General features: G+C 62.4%; 16 protein-coding genes. 9 read left to right on the forward strand and 7 right to left on the reverse strand.

The features are described from left to right. Positions 1-14: 14 nt before the first annotated feature. Positions 15-557, reverse strand: coding sequence for a hypothetical protein (locus QNM96_RS04635; protein WP_283834836.1), 543 nt, complete (start codon positions 555-557; stop codon positions 15-17). A gap of 156 nt (positions 558-713) precedes the next feature. Here QNM96_RS04635 and QNM96_RS04640 point away from each other — a divergent pair, with 156 nt between their 5' ends. The 7 genes from QNM96_RS04640 (at position 714) to QNM96_RS04670 (ending at position 7827) form a co-directional block, all read left to right on the forward strand. Next, positions 714-1397 (forward strand): helix-turn-helix domain-containing protein, encoded by a 684-nt coding sequence (locus tag QNM96_RS04640; protein ID WP_283834837.1) that lies wholly within the window; start codon positions 714-716, stop codon positions 1395-1397. 70 nt (positions 1398-1467) lie between these two features. Then, positions 1468-1683 (forward strand): hypothetical protein, encoded by a 216-nt coding sequence (locus tag QNM96_RS04645; protein WP_283834838.1) that lies wholly within the window; start codon positions 1468-1470, stop codon positions 1681-1683. Between the two features lie 60 nt (positions 1684-1743). Beyond that, complete coding sequence (locus QNM96_RS04650; RefSeq protein ID WP_283834839.1) at positions 1744-2664, forward strand: MBL fold metallo-hydrolase; 921 nt, start codon at positions 1744-1746, stop codon at positions 2662-2664. Positions 2665-2895: 231 nt separating this feature from the next. Continuing rightward, complete coding sequence (locus QNM96_RS04655; RefSeq protein ID WP_283834840.1) at positions 2896-4851, forward strand: long-chain fatty acid--CoA ligase; 1956 nt, start codon at positions 2896-2898, stop codon at positions 4849-4851. A gap of 129 nt (positions 4852-4980) precedes the next feature. After that, complete coding sequence (locus tag QNM96_RS04660) at positions 4981-5607, forward strand: helix-turn-helix domain-containing protein (protein WP_345782522.1); 627 nt, start codon at positions 4981-4983, stop codon at positions 5605-5607. Between the two features lie 139 nt (positions 5608-5746). Beyond that, the gene (locus tag QNM96_RS04665; RefSeq protein WP_283834842.1) at positions 5747-6085 is read left to right on the forward strand and encodes a HalOD1 output domain-containing protein; all 339 of its coding nucleotides are present in this window, start codon (positions 5747-5749) and stop codon (positions 6083-6085) included. A 62-nt stretch (positions 6086-6147) separates the two neighbouring features. Further along, positions 6148-7827 carry an aldehyde ferredoxin oxidoreductase C-terminal domain-containing protein gene (locus tag QNM96_RS04670; RefSeq protein ID WP_283834843.1) on the forward strand — a complete coding sequence of 560 codons (1680 nt, stop codon included), beginning with the start codon at positions 6148-6150 and terminating at the stop codon, positions 7825-7827. 74 nt (positions 7828-7901) lie between these two features. Here QNM96_RS04670 and QNM96_RS04675 read toward each other — a convergent pair whose 3' ends face one another. From QNM96_RS04675 to QNM96_RS04690, 4 genes are all read right to left on the reverse strand, one after another. Continuing rightward, positions 7902-9482, reverse strand: a complete 1581-nt coding sequence (locus tag QNM96_RS04675; protein WP_283834844.1) for a hypothetical protein — start codon at positions 9480-9482, stop codon at positions 7902-7904. Between the two features lie 205 nt (positions 9483-9687). Beyond that, a complete protein-coding gene (locus tag QNM96_RS04680) occupies positions 9688-10185 on the reverse strand; it encodes a TspO/MBR family protein (protein WP_283834845.1) in 498 nt (165 codons plus the stop codon). A 72-nt stretch (positions 10186-10257) separates the two neighbouring features. Further along, positions 10258-11661 (reverse strand): GTP-binding protein, encoded by a 1404-nt coding sequence (locus QNM96_RS04685; protein ID WP_283834846.1) that lies wholly within the window; start codon positions 11659-11661, stop codon positions 10258-10260. Further along, positions 11662-12870, reverse strand: coding sequence for a GTP-binding protein (locus tag QNM96_RS04690; RefSeq protein ID WP_283834847.1), 1209 nt, complete (start codon positions 12868-12870; stop codon positions 11662-11664). A 102-nt stretch (positions 12871-12972) separates the two neighbouring features. Between QNM96_RS04690 and QNM96_RS04695 the strand changes: the two genes are divergently transcribed. Both QNM96_RS04695 and QNM96_RS04700 read left to right on the forward strand, forming a co-directional pair. After that, a complete protein-coding gene (locus tag QNM96_RS04695) occupies positions 12973-13410 on the forward strand; it encodes a CopG family ribbon-helix-helix protein (protein WP_283834848.1) in 438 nt (145 codons plus the stop codon). Between the two features lie 79 nt (positions 13411-13489). After that, the gene (locus tag QNM96_RS04700) at positions 13490-14770 is read left to right on the forward strand and encodes a cation:proton antiporter (RefSeq protein WP_345782516.1); all 1281 of its coding nucleotides are present in this window, start codon (positions 13490-13492) and stop codon (positions 14768-14770) included. A gap of 182 nt (positions 14771-14952) precedes the next feature. Here QNM96_RS04700 and QNM96_RS04705 read toward each other — a convergent pair whose 3' ends face one another. Both QNM96_RS04705 and QNM96_RS04710 read right to left on the reverse strand, forming a co-directional pair. Further along, positions 14953-16161, reverse strand: a complete 1209-nt coding sequence (locus QNM96_RS04705; RefSeq protein ID WP_283834849.1) for a hypothetical protein — start codon at positions 16159-16161, stop codon at positions 14953-14955. 91 nt (positions 16162-16252) lie between these two features. Continuing rightward, positions 16253-18349: a CopD family protein gene (locus QNM96_RS04710; protein WP_283834850.1), complete on the reverse strand. Its 2097-nt coding sequence runs from the start codon at positions 18347-18349 to the stop codon at positions 16253-16255. Between the last annotated feature and the right edge of the window lie 148 nt (positions 18350-18497).

Genomic DNA, 18497 nt, shown 5'->3' on the forward strand with positions numbered 1-18497 from the left:
TTCTGACTCGAGCGTTAGTCCTCGAGTTCGTCGACTGCATCGATAAACAGCGACGGCTCGTCGTGGGTGAAGACGATCCACCGGTCGTCGCCTTCTTCGGTTTCGTTCGTCCCGTCGACCTCACCGGTTTCGTCGGCCGCCGTCTCGAGGTAGACGAAGAGGTGCCCCTCCGCGAGCGAGGCTTCGAGCATCGACCGGGCATCGGGCAGGTCGTAGTACAGCGGGAGCAACACGGCGTGTTCGCTCGAGTCGTCGCGTTCGACGGCGAGGACGAACGTCGTCTGACCTTCCGTCTGGTAGTAGACATCGACCGCGGCGAACGTGACGTCGTCCCGGCCAATCAGCTCCTCGACGGCGGTATACTGGTCGCCCGAAACGGCCGCCCGAAGACCGACTCGGTCGTCGGTATCGACCGGCGTGACCGCCTCCGGTTCGACGAAGGTCGTCTCCCAGCCCGCGGTCTGGAACTCGCCCTCGATGGCCGCCGCGTCCTCGAGCAGTTCCTGCCAGGGGTCGGCCTCGTCGGACGTCGATTCTGAGGTCGTTCCGTCGGTCATCAGCGAGCCACCCACGGGTCGTAGCGGTTTCCGTCCATACGTGATGCACCAACGGTCTCGAGGAAAAGCATTGTCCTCAACAGCAAGCGGTGTGGAGAACGTTCCAACAGCCAGACCGGTCCAACGACCTTTCTTCCTCGGGCACGTGATACTCGTGTGAGTATTATAACCGAGTTCACGGTCCCGGTGGAGGCGTTCGCACTCGAGGAAACCTTCGAGGAGGTTCCGAACGTGACGATCGAAATTGAACGACTCGCGACCCACAGCCGGGAGTGGGTGATGCCGTTTCTCTGGGCGACGGACGGCGATCTCGACGCTCTCGAGAGCGCGCTTCGAAACGATTCGTCGGTCGCGGAGCTCAAGGTAATCGATGTGACCGACGATATCGGCTATTTCAACGTCACCTGGACCGAGGAAATCGAGGAAATGATCGATCAGATCGTCAACAAACACGGGATCGTCCAGGAGGCGAGGGCGGCCAACGGACGCTGGCACCTCAAGCTCCAGTTCGTCGATCAGGAGACGCTCAAAGAATTTCAGGAGTACTTTCGGGAGCAAAACTACTCGCTCGAACTCGAGCGACTGTACGACGGGACGGCACCGAAAGAACGAGAGTACGACCTGACGCCGCCACAACGCGAAGCCCTCGTAGCCGCACTCGAGATGGGGTATTTCTCCGTTCCCCGCGATTCACAGATCGGAGATATCGCCGAAGAGCTCGAGGTTTCGACGAACGCGGTCTCCCAGCGGCTTCGCCGGGCAACCGGAAACCTCACTCGAAACGTCCTCACGGTTTCGACGGGCGAGGCGCCTGCCGGCGGAACGAAACCGAGAGAGTAGCCGGTTTCTTATAAACAGTCTCGAGTTCGAAGCACGCACCGTATCCCCCTGAGAGACGTTACTTCGGATGATGAGTGAAAGTACGACTCCGAAGGTCTCCGCCGACTCAGTATCTACCGAGAGCGAAACGGAGAAAACCAAAGTCGCCGCCGTTTGCACGTCTTGCGGTGAGATCTACGCCGCCGAGCAGGCGTCGGACGGCGAGGTCCGACCGATCGGCCGGAAGGACGGCTGTCGGTGCGGCGTCGGAACGTTCGAAGCGATCGGAACCGAAGCTGCGAACTGAAATCGAGCGGAGTCGGCCGGGATACCAGCTTTTATTCGATCCGGCGACGGGGCTACCGGTATGGGAACGAGCGACGTCCACGAAGTCACGGCCGGCGACTGCACGGATCTTCACTACGTCGACACCGGAATGTTCGGTGCTGACGAGTATGGTGCGGTTTATCTGCTCGATAGCGAACGGCCGGCGGTCGTCGAAACCGGCGTCGGAACGAACTACGAGCGCATCCTCGAGGCGATGGACGAGATCGGAATCGACCGCGAGGACCTCGAGGTGATCGCGGTCACGCACATCCACCTCGATCACGCCGGCGGCGCAGGCCTTCTCGCCGAGGCGTGTCCGAACGCGGACGTCTACGTGCCCTCGATCGGTGCGAGTCACCTTGCTGACCCGTCCCGATTGGTCGAGGGAACGAAACGAGCCGTCGGCGACCGGTGGGAGTTCTACGCCGAACCGGAGCCGATCCCCGAATCGCGAATCGTCGAACTCGAGGACGGTGATACCGTCGATCTGGGCGACCACGAACTTCGCGTCCACGCCGCGCCCGGACACGCGCCCCACCAGGTCGTCTTCGAAGATCCCGAAAACGACGCGGTGTTCACCGGCGACGCCGCGGGGATCTGGGTGCCCGAACTCGAGGAGATCCACGAGACCTCGCCGCCGTCGAACTTCGACCTCGAGCAGTGTCTCGAGGACGTCGAGACGCTGAAGGCGATCGATCCGGACGTGCTCCTGTACACGCACTTCGGGCCGCGCGAGGTCGGCGACGACGCCGAAGCCGCACTCGAGGAGTACGCGGCGGTTCTTCGCGAGTGGGTGAGCGACGTCGAGGACAAACGCGAGGAACTCGCGGACGACGAGGCGGTCATTGATCAGTTCGCGGATCAGGCCGCTTCGGTCGGTGCCTGGGGCGAGCGGGCGGCTCGAGCCGAAGCGACGATGAACACCCGCGGCGTCCTCGGCTATCTCGATCACCGGGAGTGAAAATCCGGCGATCGGCCATTCGCGAACTCGAGTTTTGGAACGGGACGCCAGCTCGTCGGTTAACAATGGTAGCGACCGCCGAACTGTTCCTCCGCCTCGCACGATCCTCAGATATCGACCCTTCAGGCGGCCTCGAGCACCTCCAGCGGAGATAAGCGAGCATATAAACCGGAAAACATGTGAAACTCGTTTCAACATGTTTTATCGCTCGGGACCGTCTGTCACACGCATATGAACTGGCGGGATGCCGAACGAGAGTACGACGACGAGGTAATCGGGGAGACGACGCTCGGGCGAATGTTCGAGAACGGTGCCGAGCGGCACGCGAACCGGCCAGCACAGCAGTACAAGGGCGGTATTTACGATCGATCGCTCACCGAATCGATCCTTCCCGCGGCCGACACCGGACGGTTCCGGACGATTTCCTACACGGAGATGCGGAACATCGTTCGAAACCTCGCAGCGGGCTTTCGTGACCTCGGCGTCGAAACCGGCGATCGGGTCGGCATCTTCTCGAACACCCGGATGGAGTGGGCCCAGACCGACTTCGCCCTCCTCGGCATCGGGAGCGTCATCACCACGGTCTACACCAGTTCCTCGCCGGATCAAGTGCGATACCTGCTCGACGATCCCGACGCGTCGGGCGTCGTCGTCGAGAACGAAGAGCTCTTAGAGCGCGTCCTCGAGGTCGAAGACGAACTCGACCTCGAGTTCATCGTCTCGGTCGATCGGCTCGAGGAGTACGACGACCATGACGATATCATGACCCTCGCCGAGGTCCACGACCGCGGCGAGGAGGACTTTGATCTCGAGGCATACGAGGAGTGGGTCGACGAGCCCGCGATGGACGATCTGGCGAGCCTGATCTACACCAGCGGTACGACGGGCAAGCCCAAGGGCGTCCAGCTCACCCACCGGAACTTTCGAGCGAACGTGAACCAGGTGCGCAAGCGCTACGGACCCCGTCCGGACAAGGGCGAGGACGTGTCGTCGATCGACGAGGAGACGACCGTCGTCTCGTTCCTGCCCCTCGCACACGTCTTCGAGCGAACGGCGGGGCACTTCCTGATGTTCGCCAGCGGGGCCTGCGTCGCCTATGCAGAGGACACGGAATCGCTTCAGGAGGACTTCGGACTCGTCCAGCCCCAGAGCGCGACGAGCGTCCCTCGCGTGTACGAGAAGATCTACGACGCCATCCGCGAGCAGGCGAGCGAGTCGCCCGTCAAAGAGCGCATTTTCCACTGGGCGACCGGCGTCGGCCGGGAGTACCACGAAGCCGACTCGCCGGGTCCGATCCTGAACCTCAAGCACTCGATCGCGGACAAACTGGTGTTCTCGACCGTTCGAGAGGCGCTGGGCGGCGAGATCGAGATGTTGATCAGCGGCGGCGGGAGCCTCTCACCCGAGTTGGCGACGCTGTACCACGGAATGGACCTCCCGATCTACGAAGGGTACGGGCTAACCGAAACCGCACCTGTCGTCTCCTGTAACCCAATGGAGGAGCCGAAGGTCGGAACGATCGGCCCGGCCGTCCCGGGCGTCGACGTCAAAATCGACGAGTCGGTCACCGATGACGATACCTTCGACGACGATCCGGGCGAGGTCGGCGAACTGCTCGTCAACGGGGAGAACGTCACGCAGGGCTACTGGAACAAGCCCGGCGCGACCGACCGGGCGTTCACCGAAGACGAGGACGGCAAACGGTGGTTCCGGACCGGCGATATCGTCCACCTGCGTCCCGATGATTACATCGAGTTCCGCGAGCGGGCGAAACAGATCCTCGTCCTCTCGACCGGCAAGAACGTCGCACCCGCACCGATCGAGGATTCGTTCGCCGCCAGCGAAGTCGTCGAACAGTGTATGGTTGTCGGCGACGGCGAGAAGTTCGTCGGCGCGCTACTGGTTCCCAACACCGCACACGTCCTCGAATGGGCCGAAGAAGAAGGAATCGACCTCCCTGACGATCCCGAAGCGATCGTCGACGATGACCGGGTGCAGGCGTACGTTCAGAAGGAAGTCGACCGCGTCAACGAGAACTTCGAGAAACACGAGACGATCAAGCAGTTCCGACTCGTCCCACAGGAGTTCACCGAGGAAAACGACATGCTCACGCCGACGATGAAAAAGAAACGTCGCGTTATCCTCGAGCGGTTCGACGACCGGGTCGACGAGATCTACGCGGAGTAACGCGGTATCGAACCCCATCTGCCCGTCGCAGGAATCGACCTCGAGCGACTCAGGAGACGAGTTCGACCGAAAGGTTATGCCGGGGGTGATACTATCCTCCACGGAATGACGTTCGTCGCTGAGTTTACGATGCCACCTGAAGAGTTTTCTTTTGGAAACGTACTGCGGGAACATTCTGATCTCGCTATCGAATTCGAAAGCGTCGTTCCAATGCACCACGGACTCATGCCGTTTATCTTCGTCTGGAGCGACGGAAAGTACGACGAGATCGAATCCACGATTCAATCGGATCGAGGCGTCGAAACGATAACGGAAGTCGACCAATTCGACGGCGGCCGACTGTACAAAGTCGGCTGGTCCGACTCGGTTCCCGGTCTTGCAGACGCGGTCCTCGAGTCCCGCGCGACGCTGATCGAAGGAGTCGGGACTGACGACGGTTGGAGCTTCGAGATCAGGTTCCAAGAGCAAGAACGGATCGAAGCGTTTCAAGAGTGCGTCCGCGAGTACGACATCAGTCTTGATCTCGAACGATTACAGGCGGAACTCGAAGTCTCGACGAGTAGGAAGTATGACCTTACCGACAAGCAGTACGAGACACTGGTGACCGCCCTCGAAGAAGGCTACTTCGAGAATCCGAAGGAAGCGACGCTCGAGGAAATCGGCGACGAACTCGGCGTCTCGGGTGCGGCTGTCACCGGGCGCTTGCGACGCGGCTTGACGACGGTGCTCTCACAGACCGTGATGCGCGGTGACTGAGTGGAGGAATCGACGTGACGGGAACTGGACAGCAATCGGATGACGGAAAAGAACCTAAAGACGTTAAGGACGATATTGAGGGAGGGCGAGAACGTACTACGACACAGAGCTGACGAATCGACGCCAAACAAGGGATTCCATGTCAGATTCATCGGGAACGCATCCACAGAGATCCGGAGAAACAGTCACGTATAAGACGACAATTCAGGCGAACGAGGGAACGACTGGCGCAATCGTTCGTCTCCTCGAACGGATTCCGACGAGCAGTTACGAGGAGGTAAGCCCGCTCTACGAGCACGTCGACCCCGAAGCGCTCGATCAACTGTTCGCGAACACGAACTCGGCCCCTCGAGAGGGAACGGCGACGGTGACGGTCGGTAACCTCCAGATCGTGGTGAGAGACAGCGAACGCGTCGAAATCAGGGTGCCAGTTGAAACAGTAACAGGTTCCGCCGAGGGCGGCTCGACGGAGCGCTGACACGAATTGTCCTGACTGGTTGAATCGGTAGCGTTTTGCAACTTCACGTCGCAGAAATTCACATGAAAAATGCACGGGGACCGTTGTGTTCGATAGACGTGAGCGATCGAACGGCCGATCTCGAGGAGATCGACGACGTGCTCGAGTCGTTCATCGGCGGTCGCGGCGTCGGAACGAAGTTAGCCCACGACCGGGTTCCCTTCGACGCGGACCCATTCGGTCCGGAAAACAGCCTCTATCTGGCGACGGGGCCGATGCAACACGCGACCATGAGTTTCACCGGTCGAATGTCGGCGACGGCCGTTTCGCCGCTGACCGACGGGTTGCTCTCTTCGAACGCCGGCGGCTTTCTCTCGCGAAACTTCACCGCGACGGGATACGGGGCCGTCGAGATCACCGGTGAGAGCGACGAACTGCTCGTCATCCACGTAACCGATGACGGCGTCGAGTTCGAGGAAGTCCCCGAACTCGAGGGGTCAGAAACCACCGAGACGTGCGAGTACATCGCCGACGAGCACGACCTCGACGCCGAAAACACGATCACGATCGGACCCGCCGGCGAGAACCTCGTTCGATTCGCTTCGATCATGACCTCGCGAGAGCGAGCGTTCGGCCGCGGCGGCCTCGGCGCGGTGCTTGGCTCGAAGAACGTCAAGGCGATCACCTTTGACGGCGATTCGACTCGAGAAGTCGAGATTCCGTCGCTACAGATGGACGTCCACCGCGAGGCCGCCCAGTCCGATCACATCATGAAAGAGCAGGGGACGACCTCGGTGACCGAGTACGCGAACATGGTCGGGGCCCTGCCGACGCACTACTTCTCGGAGCTCACCTTCGACGGGGCCGAGGGGATAAGCGGCGACGCGGTCGCGGAGAAGAAATACCAGAAAGGAACCTGTTCGGCGTGTGCGTTCGCCTGCAAACTCCCGACCAGAGACGAGGAGAGCGGCCTCGAGACAGAAGGACCGGAGTACGAAACCGTGATGGCCTTCGGCTCGAACTCGGGCGTCGACGACATCGTCGACGTGATGAAATCGAACAAGCTCTGTGACGAACTCGGCCTGGACACCATCTCCTGTGGCGACGTCGTCGCGGCCTACCTCGAGAGCGAAGACGAGTTCGGCAACGTCGAGTTGATCCACGACCTCGTCGAGAAGATTGCCCACCGAGAGGGAGTCGGCGACACGCTCGCGGAGGGCGTCGACCGCTTCCACGACGACCTCGGCGTCGAGAACTGGAGCGTCAAAGGGATGGAGTTTCCGGCCCACGACGGCCGCACGCTCAACGGACAGGGACTTTCCTTTGCGACCTCGAACCGTGGCGCAGACCACATGTACGCCGAGTTCTACTCGCTCGAGTACCCCCTCGTCGACGCCGACAAAGCGTTCGAAAAGGACGGCCTCGAGGGCAAGCCGCCGAAGGTCGTCGAGAAGGAGAACATGAACGCGGTCAAAGACAGCGGCGTCATCTGCAAGTTCTCGCGGGACTTCATGACCCACGAGCGGTTCGAAACCTTGCTCGACACCGACTACGAGACGCTCCTCGAGACCGGCGGCCGGATCGTCACCCTCGAGCGCCACTTCAACAACCAGCGCGGCTTCGATACGGACGAGGACACGCTTCCCTACGAGCTCCCCGACTTCGACAGCGCGCTCGAGGAGTACTACGGCGAGCGCGGCTGGAACGACGACGGCACCGTCCCGACCGAGCGAGTCGAAGGCGGCGCGCCCGCCGACGACTGATCGCGGAGCCGGTTTTCTCCGCAGGTTTCGCTCGCAAGCCACGTTCAATTCTCGAGTCAGGTTTCGCCCTCGAGTCACGTCGTTTCGTAGGCCTCGAGCGACCGCCGGGCGTATCGGTAGCCGAGCCAACCAGCGCCGACACAACACACGCCCGTCGCCACGACCACAAACACCGCAGCGACGGCTTGTGAACCCACGGGCTCGGCGACTCCGAGTCCCACCATCGCCGGCGCGGAGAGGACGCTCATTACGAACAGGAACGCGACCATCGCGTACAGTTCGGGCGGCGTCAGGGTCGCCGAGGTCGCCGGCCCTTCGAGGTTCGGGAGCCACGCGCCGATTCCGAGCGAGACGCCGACGCCGCCGGTCGTGAGCGCGGCCGCGACGAGTATCAGCGCGAGGAGTTCGATCGGCGAATAGCCGCTCGTGACGCCCGCAACCAGCGCGACAGTCACGACCAGCGGGACACCCGGAACGAGCGCGGCTAACGCGTGTCCCTGAAGCACCGATCGCCGTCCGTCGGGAGTCGTAAGGATCGCGGGCAACGCGACCCGCGCGTTACCGATCGGGTTGAGCGTCGTCCCGAGGCCGACGGCGACGGCGAGGTAGGTTACGACGAGGACGGGAACGGCCCGGGGGAACACCCACGACAGTTGAATGACGACCGGCCAGAGCAGACCGATCGGCAGGAGGACGTAGGTCATCGCCCGCGGTGCCCGTCGCATCCGTCGCCAGGCCGCCTGTGTAACTCCCGCCGTGGGACGACCGGCGAACCGATCGATCGAACGGCCCAGGAGTCCATTCCCCATCGATTCGGTCCCGTCATCGCCTACTTCACTCCCCTCGCTGTCTCGTTTCGTCTCCGAACCGGCCCGTTGCCCCTCGTCGAACCAGAGCGTTCGACCGGCCAGAATCGTCAGCGGAAGACAGCCCGCGAAGACGACAGCCAGCGCTGTGAGTGCGCCGCCAACGCGGAGCGAACTCGAGGCGACGCCGGGCGTCGTCGCGACCAGCACGTCGCCGTACCAGCCAAGCGGCGTCGCGGCGAGGCGATTTCCGATCTGCCGACTGAACGAGAGGACGACGAACGTGAAAAAAAGGCTCAGCATGCCGATCGTGTACCGAGCGGCGTAGAGTCGCGACGAGCGACGGAGTACGGCGCGAACGCCCAGCCCCAGACTGGCACCGAGGAGCAGTCCGGAGAGTGCGATGGCAGTCGCACCCACAGTCGCCCCCGCGAGCGTCGCCGGGGATCCCGTCCCAGCCGCGAACGCCAGCGCGCCCGCACCGACGACGGGGGCGACGAACCAGCTACTCTCGAGGAGTTCGTCCCCCAGCACGCCGAGAATCGCTTCCGGAACCGAAATCGCCGTCACGAGTTCCGGAGGAGATTCCTCCCAGGCGTCGCTCGTGACCGCGCTGAGCGCCGTCAGTGCGGTGATCGCGACGACGCCGATCGCGCCGATTTCGCGGGCCCGCCCGAGGACCGCGGGTCCGTTCTCGCCCGCGAGCGCGCCGTAGTGGTAGGCGCCGGGCTGGGGCCAAACATGCTCGTAGGCACCCAGCGGGAGCGAGCCGACGACGGCTATCGCCCCGACGACGATCCCGACCGAGAGTGCAACGAGTATTTGCGGATGGCGAAGCCGTCGCCGCACCTCGACTCGATGTCGGACAGTGGTGACGAGGGCTATCCGCCGAAGGACGCCGATCACGGTTGCTCAAGTGAGCCCGCGGTAGTTTCGATAGTGAGGACGATCGCGTTCATAGCCATTCGTTTTCGTGATTTCGTGATAACGGTTTCTCGTTGCAGACACCGATTTCTCGAGGGAGACACGCTCGAGCGTTCAACCGGGGGATCGGTCAGGCGTTCAATCGCCAGATCTCGAACGTGAGAACGGTCGCGAACGCCACCCAGAGGAGATACGGTATCAGCAACGCCGCCGCCATTCGGTCGACGCGCCGAAACGCGGCGACGGTGGCGACGACCAAAACAAGGAGGACGGCGATAACGCCGAGCGCGAGTAACGGTTGCTGAAGCGTGAAGAACGTCGGCGTCCAGGCGACATTACAGACCATCTGAACTCCAAAGAGGCCGAACGCGAGTCGCCGTCCGGAGCCGTCGGCTCGCCAGACGAGCCACAACGCTATCCCCAGCAACGTGAACAGGACGGTCCAGACGATCGAAAACGCGATCGAAGGCGGATAGAACCAAGGCTTCGCGAGGTTCTGGAACCACATCGTCGACGTCGAGGTGACGAGGGCCGGCGCGCTTCCGACGACGTTGACGAGCAGGACGAAGCCGACGAGTTCGGCTATTGGACGGGGTTCGAGATCCAGTGAGCGAAAGCCGTACGCCATATCGAACGGACGCGTTCGAGGGTATTATAGCTAAAGTGTACAACTGGCGACCCCCATACTGGTCCACCCGCTCTACGGGTTCGACGGGTTGGGAGCGGTTCCAGTCGAAATTGTCACCATATCTCCCATCCCCGTCGGGGCGTCGTTGTCGTACGCGCCCCAGTCGGCATCCATCTCGGCGTCGGTGAGCAGACAGTCCTCGAGTCGCGACTCGAGGGCCTCGAGATCCAGATTCCGGCCGATGAGCGCGAGCCGAACCTCGCGGTCGCCCCACTGCTCGTCCCACGGCATGTCGGGCTGGCCGCGGCGGTAGGCTTCCTGGCGCTCCTCGGAGAAGCTCGCGATCCACCTGCCCGTTACCTCGAGGCTCGTCTCGGTTCCGGCGTAGCTCATCGTGATCGCCGCCCGTTCACGGCCGGCGATCCAGCAGAGCCCTTTCGCGCGGACGAGATCGTCCGGAACGTCCTCGAGAAACTCGAGGAGTCGCCGGGGGTGGAAGGGACGAGATCGGTGGAAGGTGGTGACCTCGATTCCGTACCGTTCGGGAGGGTGGATGTGGTCTGCGTGGTCGTGGCCGTCGTGGTCTGCGTGGTCGTGACCATCGCCGTGCTCGTCGTGGTCGTGGTCTGCGTGGCCAGCGGGATCGTGATCTGCGTGACCGTGCGAATCGTCCCGATCGAGTGATTCGTGGTGCTCGTGGTCTCCGTGCGCGTGATCCCCGTGACTGTCGTGCTCGTTGCTCCCATCGTCATCCCCCGCTTCACCGTCGCTCTCTTTGACCGCTCGTTTCCAACCCGCGGCCTCCTGTGCGGCCTCGAGATCGAATCGCTGGCTCTCGAGCAGTTCATCGGGGCTGACGGAACCGTACTCCGTCGTCAGGATGTCGGCTCGCGGCTGGAGCGTCTCGAGGACGGCGACGACGCGATCTCGTTCGGTTTCGCTGACCAGATCGCACTTGTTGACGACGAGAAGATCGCAGAACTCGACTTGCTCGAGCAGGAGGTCTGCGATCGGGCGAGATCCGCTTTCGTCGGGGCCCTGCCTGACCGGCTTCTCGTCCCCGTCTACGAACGTATCGTAGAAGAGGCGAGCGTCGGCGACGGTGACGACCGCGTCCAGATCGTAGGGGCCGCCCGCGGGTCCGCGGACGAACTGGCGGGCGATCGGCTCCGGTTCGCCGACGCCGGAGGCTTCGACGACGAGGGAGTCGAACTCGTGTTCCTTCCAGAGCTGGATCACCGACCGGGAGAGTTCGCTCCCGAGGCTACAGCAGATGCAGCCGTTCTCGAGGGCGACGACCTCGTCGCCCGTCTCGAGGTCGGTGCGCGCTTCGACGAGGTCCGCGTCGACGTTTACCTCGCCGACGTCGTTGACGAGGACGGCGATATCACGGTCGTCGGACTCGAGCAACTGCGAGAGCAACGTTGTCTTGCCTGCGCCGAGCCCGCCACAGAGGATGGTAACCGGAACGGACATTTACTGATCTGCGAGCGCGAGTTCACGTCGTTCTTCCGGTTCGAACGGATCGGCGTACCGATCCCAGTCCTCGTTGGCGTACTCCTCGTCGGTGAGTAAACAGTCGTCGAGTCGATCCACGAGGGGCTCCTGGTCGAACTCGCGGCCGATAAAGACGAGACGGGTCATGCGATCGCCCCACTCGTCGTCCCAATCCTCCTCGAGGCCGGGTCTGGCGGCGAAGTACTGCTCGCGCTGGGACTCGGGGAGCGTCGCGAGCCACTGGCCCGAGGGGCCCGCCCGAACGGAGGTACCCGCTTTGTCGATCCCCATCGCGAGATCCTCGCGGCCCGCACTCCAGAAGAACCCTTTCGCGCGGATGAGTTCGTCCGGCAGGTCGGAGAGGAGTGCGGCGATTCGTTCGGGGTGGAACGGTCGGTCCCGTTCGTAGGAAAAGGAAGTCACGCCGTGTTCTTCCTGCGGATCGTGGTGGTGTTCGTGTTTGAGTTCATGTTTCCAGCCCGCCGAATTCTGGGCGGCCTCGAAGTCGAACCGTCCGGTGTCGAGGATATCGGCCGTCTCGACGTTCCCGAACTCCGTCCGGCGGATCTCGGCTCGCGGCTGGAGCACCTCGAGGACGGCTTCGATCTCCTCGAGTGCGTCGTCGGGGACGAGGTCGCACTTGTTGAGCAGAATGATATCGCAGAACTCGATCTGGTCGAGCAACACTTCCTCCGGGACTCGTCCGGATTCGGGATCGATCTCGCCCTTGGAAAGCGCCGACCCGGAATCGAACGACTCCCAGAAGCTGTGGGCGTTGACGACGGTGACCATCGTATCGAGCGCGTAGGTGTCAGTCGGATCGAACGTCGCATCCTCGAAACCCATCGCGAACGTCTGGGCGACGGGGATCGGTTCCGAAATGCCGGAGGATTCGACGAGCAGGTAATCGAACTCGCGCTGGTCTGCCAGGCGGCCGACCTCGTCTAACATGTCCCCACGAAGGCGACAGCAGATACAGCCGTTCGAGAGTTCGACAATCTCCTCGTCGCCGCCCAGATCCGACTGTTGGGTTACCGCCTCCGCGTCGACGTTTACTTCTCCCATGTCGTTGACCACGACCGCGGCATCCATCCCGTGGTCCGCGGTCAAAACGTGGTTGAGAACCGTCGTTTTCCCCGCACCGAGACTCCCACTCAGAACTGTTACCGGAATTCGGTCGTCACTCATAGTGTGACCTAGTATGATCTGTGGTTAACTTAATACTAGTTATTGCCCTATGAACGGACAAGTAATAATAAATCCTATTAAACTAGCGATACAGATTGATATATGGCCGTCGTTAGCGTCTCGATGCCCGACGAACTGATCGAACGACTCGACGAGTTCGCCGCGGACCACGAGTACACCGGACGAAGCGAAGTCGTTCGCGAGAGCGCACGGACCCTCCTTTCGGAGTTCGAAAACGAGCAACTCGCAGGTCGCGAACTCGCCGCCATCGTCACCGTTCTGTACGATTTCGATACCCAACACGTCGAACGTCGCGTCACGGAGTTACGTCACGAGTACGAAGAACGCATTTCCTCGACGGATCACAGTCACGTCGACGACTACTGTCTCGACTGCTTCGTCCTCGAGACCGATCTCGAGGACGTTTCGACGTTCGTCGGCCGGATTCGCTCGATCGAGCGCGTCAAAACGGTCGAATACTCGCTCGTACCGCTCGATGCGGTCGATGCGATCGGCGAGCGAGGGTTGCACGAGAATTGAGGCACGAGCGATCCCGACGGAAGTCCTGAGCAATACGCAAGCATCTTCGTTTACGCGTTCGATGATGTAATAAATCGCGATGAGTGCGTACGAGATCGCCCTTATTATCGTCGCCATCGGACTGTTAGGCGCGATCCTCCTGCCTCGAATTCTGGCCGAAAAACCGCTTTCGCTGCCGATGTTCTACGTCGTGCTCGGCGCTGGGTTGTTTGCAGTTGTCCCGGGTGCGCCGACGGTCGACCCCGTCGTAAACTCGACGGTGACCGAACACCTGACCGAACTGGTCGTCATCATCGCTTTGATGGGTGCGGGCCTGAAAATTGATCGCCCGTTCGAATGGCGTACCTGGAGTGCAACCTGGCGATTGCTCGGGATCACGATGCCGGTGACGATCGCTGCCATCGCGGTACTCGGCTGGAGTGTACTCGGGCTTCACCCGGCGACCGCGATCCTGTTGGGAGCAGTAATCGCCCCTACGGACCCCGTTCTGGCCTCGGACGTCGAAGCCGGAGCGCCGCTGACGGAACTCGAGGAAGAACACGCTTCCGTCAATCGGTGGGGGTCGATCCGGTTTTCGCTGACGTCCGAAGGCGGTCTCAACGACGGGCTCGCGTTCCCGTTCACGTATCTGGCATTGGCCGTCGCCGCGGCGAACGGGGCGTCGAACTGGACGTGGCTCGCGGATTGGATTCTCGTCGACATCTTTTACAGGATCGGGGCTGGCCTCGTTTGCGGGTACGTAATCGGACACCTGATGGCTCGAGTCGTGTTTCAAACGCCGACGCCGTCCCACCGAGCGGAGATCATGTCGGGAGCCGAAGCGCTTGCGACGACGTTGCTCGCGTACGGGGTCGCAGAGTTGCTCGGCGGGTACGGGTTCGTCGCGGTGTTCGTCGGAGCGCTCGAGCTCCGTCGCTACGAGTGGGAACACGAGTACTACCGGGAGTTGCACGATTTCGCCGCGCTCGTCGAGCGGTCGTTAATGGCGACCGTGCTCGTCCTGTTCGGAGCCGCGATTGCGGATGGCCTGCTCGCACCGCTGACGCAGATCGACATCGTCGTCGGGCTCGCCGTCGTGCTCCTCGTTCGACCCCTCGCCGGACTCCTGGGGTTCGTCGGCTCCAATGCGCCGTGGGGCGACCGAGTTGCGGTGAGCTTCTTCGGGATCCGCGGCATCGGCTCGTTCTACTACCTCGCGTTCGCGCTGGCACACGTTTCGTTCGCGGAACTCGAACTCATCGTCGCCGCAGAGCGGCTGTGGGCAATCGTAGGATTCGTCGTGCTGACCTCGATTATCATCCACGGCGTGACCGCGAGTCCGGTGATGAACGCGATCGAACGGCGTCGAGAAGGAGTGTGACCGAAATCGGGGACCTGATTCGCCGAATGTGGACAAGACAGGGTTCTGACCGCACTCGCGTCGCCGGTCGGCCGATGACGGCCTGAAATCGAACGGAGGGTGGCGGTCGGAAATCGTTGGCACGAAAGCATCTCCGTTCGATCCGAAACGGTTCCGGCAGTCGCCGGAACCTGGTCACATCGCTACTCGCTCGAGTATCCCACGCCCGAGTCGCCGACGTACTGGACGGTGTCTACGCCGTCGGCGACCTCGACGGTCTCGACGAGTTCTTGGGTTTCCATGTCGACGACCGTAACCGTTCCATCAGTATCCGACGGCGTGAGAAAGTACTCGCCGCCAGCGACGCCGGCACGATACTCGCCATCGACCTCGCCCGCGTCGATGCGATCGACTTCCTCCATTTCGTCGACGTCGATCACGACCACGTCGGCCGATCCGATGTTCGCGGTGAACGCGTACAGGCCGTCATCGGAGTCGTGGAACCGAAGCGCCGCGGGTTCGCCGTCGACCTCGACGGAATCGACGACCTCGCTCTCCTCGCTCGTCGCGTCGACGAAGCGAATCTCGTCGTCGAGGATACATCCGAGCAACTCGTCGTCCGGCGAGAGATACATGCCGCCGTCGAAGTCCAGGACATCGACCACGTCGTTGGTCTCGGTGTCGATAACGGCCGTTCCGCCATTCGTCTGCTGGGCGTACGCATAGCCCGTCTCGGGTGCGTAGGCCTTGTAGTGCGTTCCACCGGCGTCCTCGAGTTCGACGGGGTCGGTAGCCTCACGAGCGTCGAGATCGACGCCGATCGCCGCCGCTTCAGTGACGTTCATCGCGTAGGCGTCGTCGCCGAGGTCGTCGTGAGAGAGGAGTTTTCCGTGGCCGCCGTCGGCGATATCGACCTCATCGATCACCGACAACTCCTCCGAATCGACGACGTAGAACGTTCCCTCGTCGTCGGCGTGGGTCCAGATCTCTCCCTCGACCGGGTTGTAGATGTGCGTCGGATCGCCGCCGACGTCGATCCACTCTTCGATCTCCTGATTCTCGGTATTAACGACGAGCAGTTGATTCCGGCTCCCTTCGTTGACGAAAATCCGTTCGTGATTCCGTGAGATTCGCGGATCGCCCCACTCGGAGCCGTCGAGGTCGTCGTCGGTTATCTCCTCTATGAGTTCGCCGTCTTCAGGGTCGATGATTCCGATCGCGTCGGGACCAAAGGCGTAAACGAGTCCCTCGCTCCCCGGCCCATCGCCGTTCTCGTTATCGCCGTTGTCGTGGTCATCGTGTCCGTCGTCGCCGTTATCGTCGTCACCTTCACTAGTACATCCCGCGAGAGCCACGACGAGTCCGCCGCCGAAAGCCTGTACGAGTCGTCGTCGAGTGGTTGGGGTCACCATACCCGTTCGTTGTAACGGCCTCTTATTGCCGATTCTGGTGCAGTAATCGAATTCAAGTCATCGGTTCACACGCTCCGTCGAAGGGCCCGACCTAGTTCCGGTCTCCGCCAACGCGTGTCGCTTCGATCGCAACCGCAACGCTTCCGACGACTGCTACAGCGACGGCTCCGAACTGCAAGAGAACGGTCAACGGACTCGAATCATCGGTCGCGTGCTCGTCGTGATCGTGGTGTTCGTGGTCGCCAGATTCGCCGTCGTGGTCTGCACCGTCATCGACGTCGTGGTCTGCACCGTCATTGGCATCGTGGTCGTCGTGGTCTGCACCGTCATTGGCATCGTGGTCGTCGTGGCCGCCGCCTTCTCCGTCGGGAACGACGTAGACGTCTACCCACTCACTGACGTATGTCTCGCTGACCCATGCGTCGATCCGGAGCTCCCACTCGTGTGCATCGGGTAACGTCTGAACGGCCGAATACGTACCGTCGTCGTTCTCCTCGAGATCTACCTCGAGCGTCTGGTCGTCGTGGTGGAACGTAAGCGACGGATCGTCGGCTGAAACCGGTTGTCGATCATCGGCTTCCGCATCGTCCGCGCCGTCAGCGCCGCCTCCGTCTCCGTCACCACCGCCACCTTCCGCGAGGAACGTTGCATCGAAGACGACCGGTTCGTTCTCCTCGAGTTGGATCATGCCGGCCGCCTCCTGACCCGGTAACGCCACCAGCTCGAGATCGACGTCGTCACTCTCGATCTCGATCGTCGCCTCTCCGGGGCCGTCGTCACCGCCGGCGAGCGCCGCCGTCGGTGCCGTCGTCAGCAGCCCCGAGAGGACGATCACCAGCAGGAGGACGCCCAGCTCGAAGCGGACGCCGCGAACGAACGTTCGGAGCGTACGACCGTCTGAAGCGGCTGATTCGGAGTCTCGCCGTAATCGTTTGAGGACGACGAACCTGGCGAACCCGCCGAGTCCGAGCGCCAGCGCGACGAGGGCAGTCTTCGCCGAAAGCGCCGTTCCGTACAGGGTCTCACGAAGCGACTCGATATCCGGCACGTGCCACGCGGCGAGGATCAGTCCGCTGGTCAGAGCGAGCGTGACCCCGACGAGCGCCACCAGCGAAAAGCGCTCGATGGCCGTCGCCGCAATCCGCCGACGATTGGACTCCTCGGCCCGAGACAGTGCACCGGGAATGACGAGAGCCAACGTTACGAGCCCGCCGACCCAGAGCGCCGCACCGCCAACGTGACCGCCGTCGGTTATCACTCCCTGGAGCCTGCCGATCATCGTCGCCGAGTGACTCGTCCAGCTCACGGACAGCGCAACGACCGTCCCACCGACGGCCGCCACGGGGAGCCAGCGACGACGAGAGAGCTGCCACCGGAGCGCGCTCAGCAGAACAGCGGCGACGAGGGTCGCGAGAACGAGCTGTGCGACCCAGATCGAACCGAGCGACGTCTCGAGGAACTCCTCGAACGCCCCCGTCGAAAGCGAGCCGTCCGAATCGAGGCTCCGAGCGACGCCGATCCCGAGAACGCCGACGAGTGCGGCGAGGCTCGCTCCCGCGAGCAACCACTTGGCACGGCGGTCAACGACGGCCGAGGAGACACCACTCGAACTGATGGCCGGATAGACGCTCGCCCACATCGTTACCGGGACGCCGACGAGTCCGACCAGCGAGAGCAAGACGAGCGCGTTCGACCCGAACTCGAGCGCGGAGAGGTCGTCGTCGTCCTCTCCGTCTTCGTGGATCTCGAGGACGGCATCTCGATCGAGTTCCTCGTCGCCGACGGCGAAGAAGAACGTCCCGGTGGTCGTATGCCCGTCGTCCGCGAGGACCTCCCACTCGACGATGTACATGCCGTCGTGGTCCGATTCCAATTCGGACTCACCATTCCCGGCGTCGACCTCGAGCGGAACAGTTACCTCCCGAGTATCGTCGGGATCGATCGCCGCGTCGGCGCTTACGTCCGAACCGTCCGGACCGGTGACGGAAACGTCCGCGCTCTGGATGCCGTCGCCCGTGTAGAGCAGTTCGATATCGTCGGGGACTTCCTCGAGTTGCTCGCCCTGATCGGGGTTCGTTTCGCTCAGATACGCGTGACCGCTGACTACGGGAGCGAAAAGACCGACCGCAAGCACGAGCAAAAGCGCGAGAACGGCGATCTGCCGGCTACTCGGTCTACTTCGGCTCATACACCACCTCGAGTCCAACGATCCTGCGGTCGCAACCGACGTGGCTTTTGTTCACATGATGACCGCCGAGAAGACAGACAGTGCTTACGAGAAGAACGCATGCGTGCTCGCTCCTTGTCGCTCGACACCACTTCGTGTTCTGGTTCAT

Source organism: Halostagnicola sp. A-GB9-2 (assembly GCF_030068615.1).
In the GTDB taxonomy this organism is placed as follows: Archaea; Halobacteriota; Halobacteria; order Halobacteriales; family Natrialbaceae; genus Halostagnicola.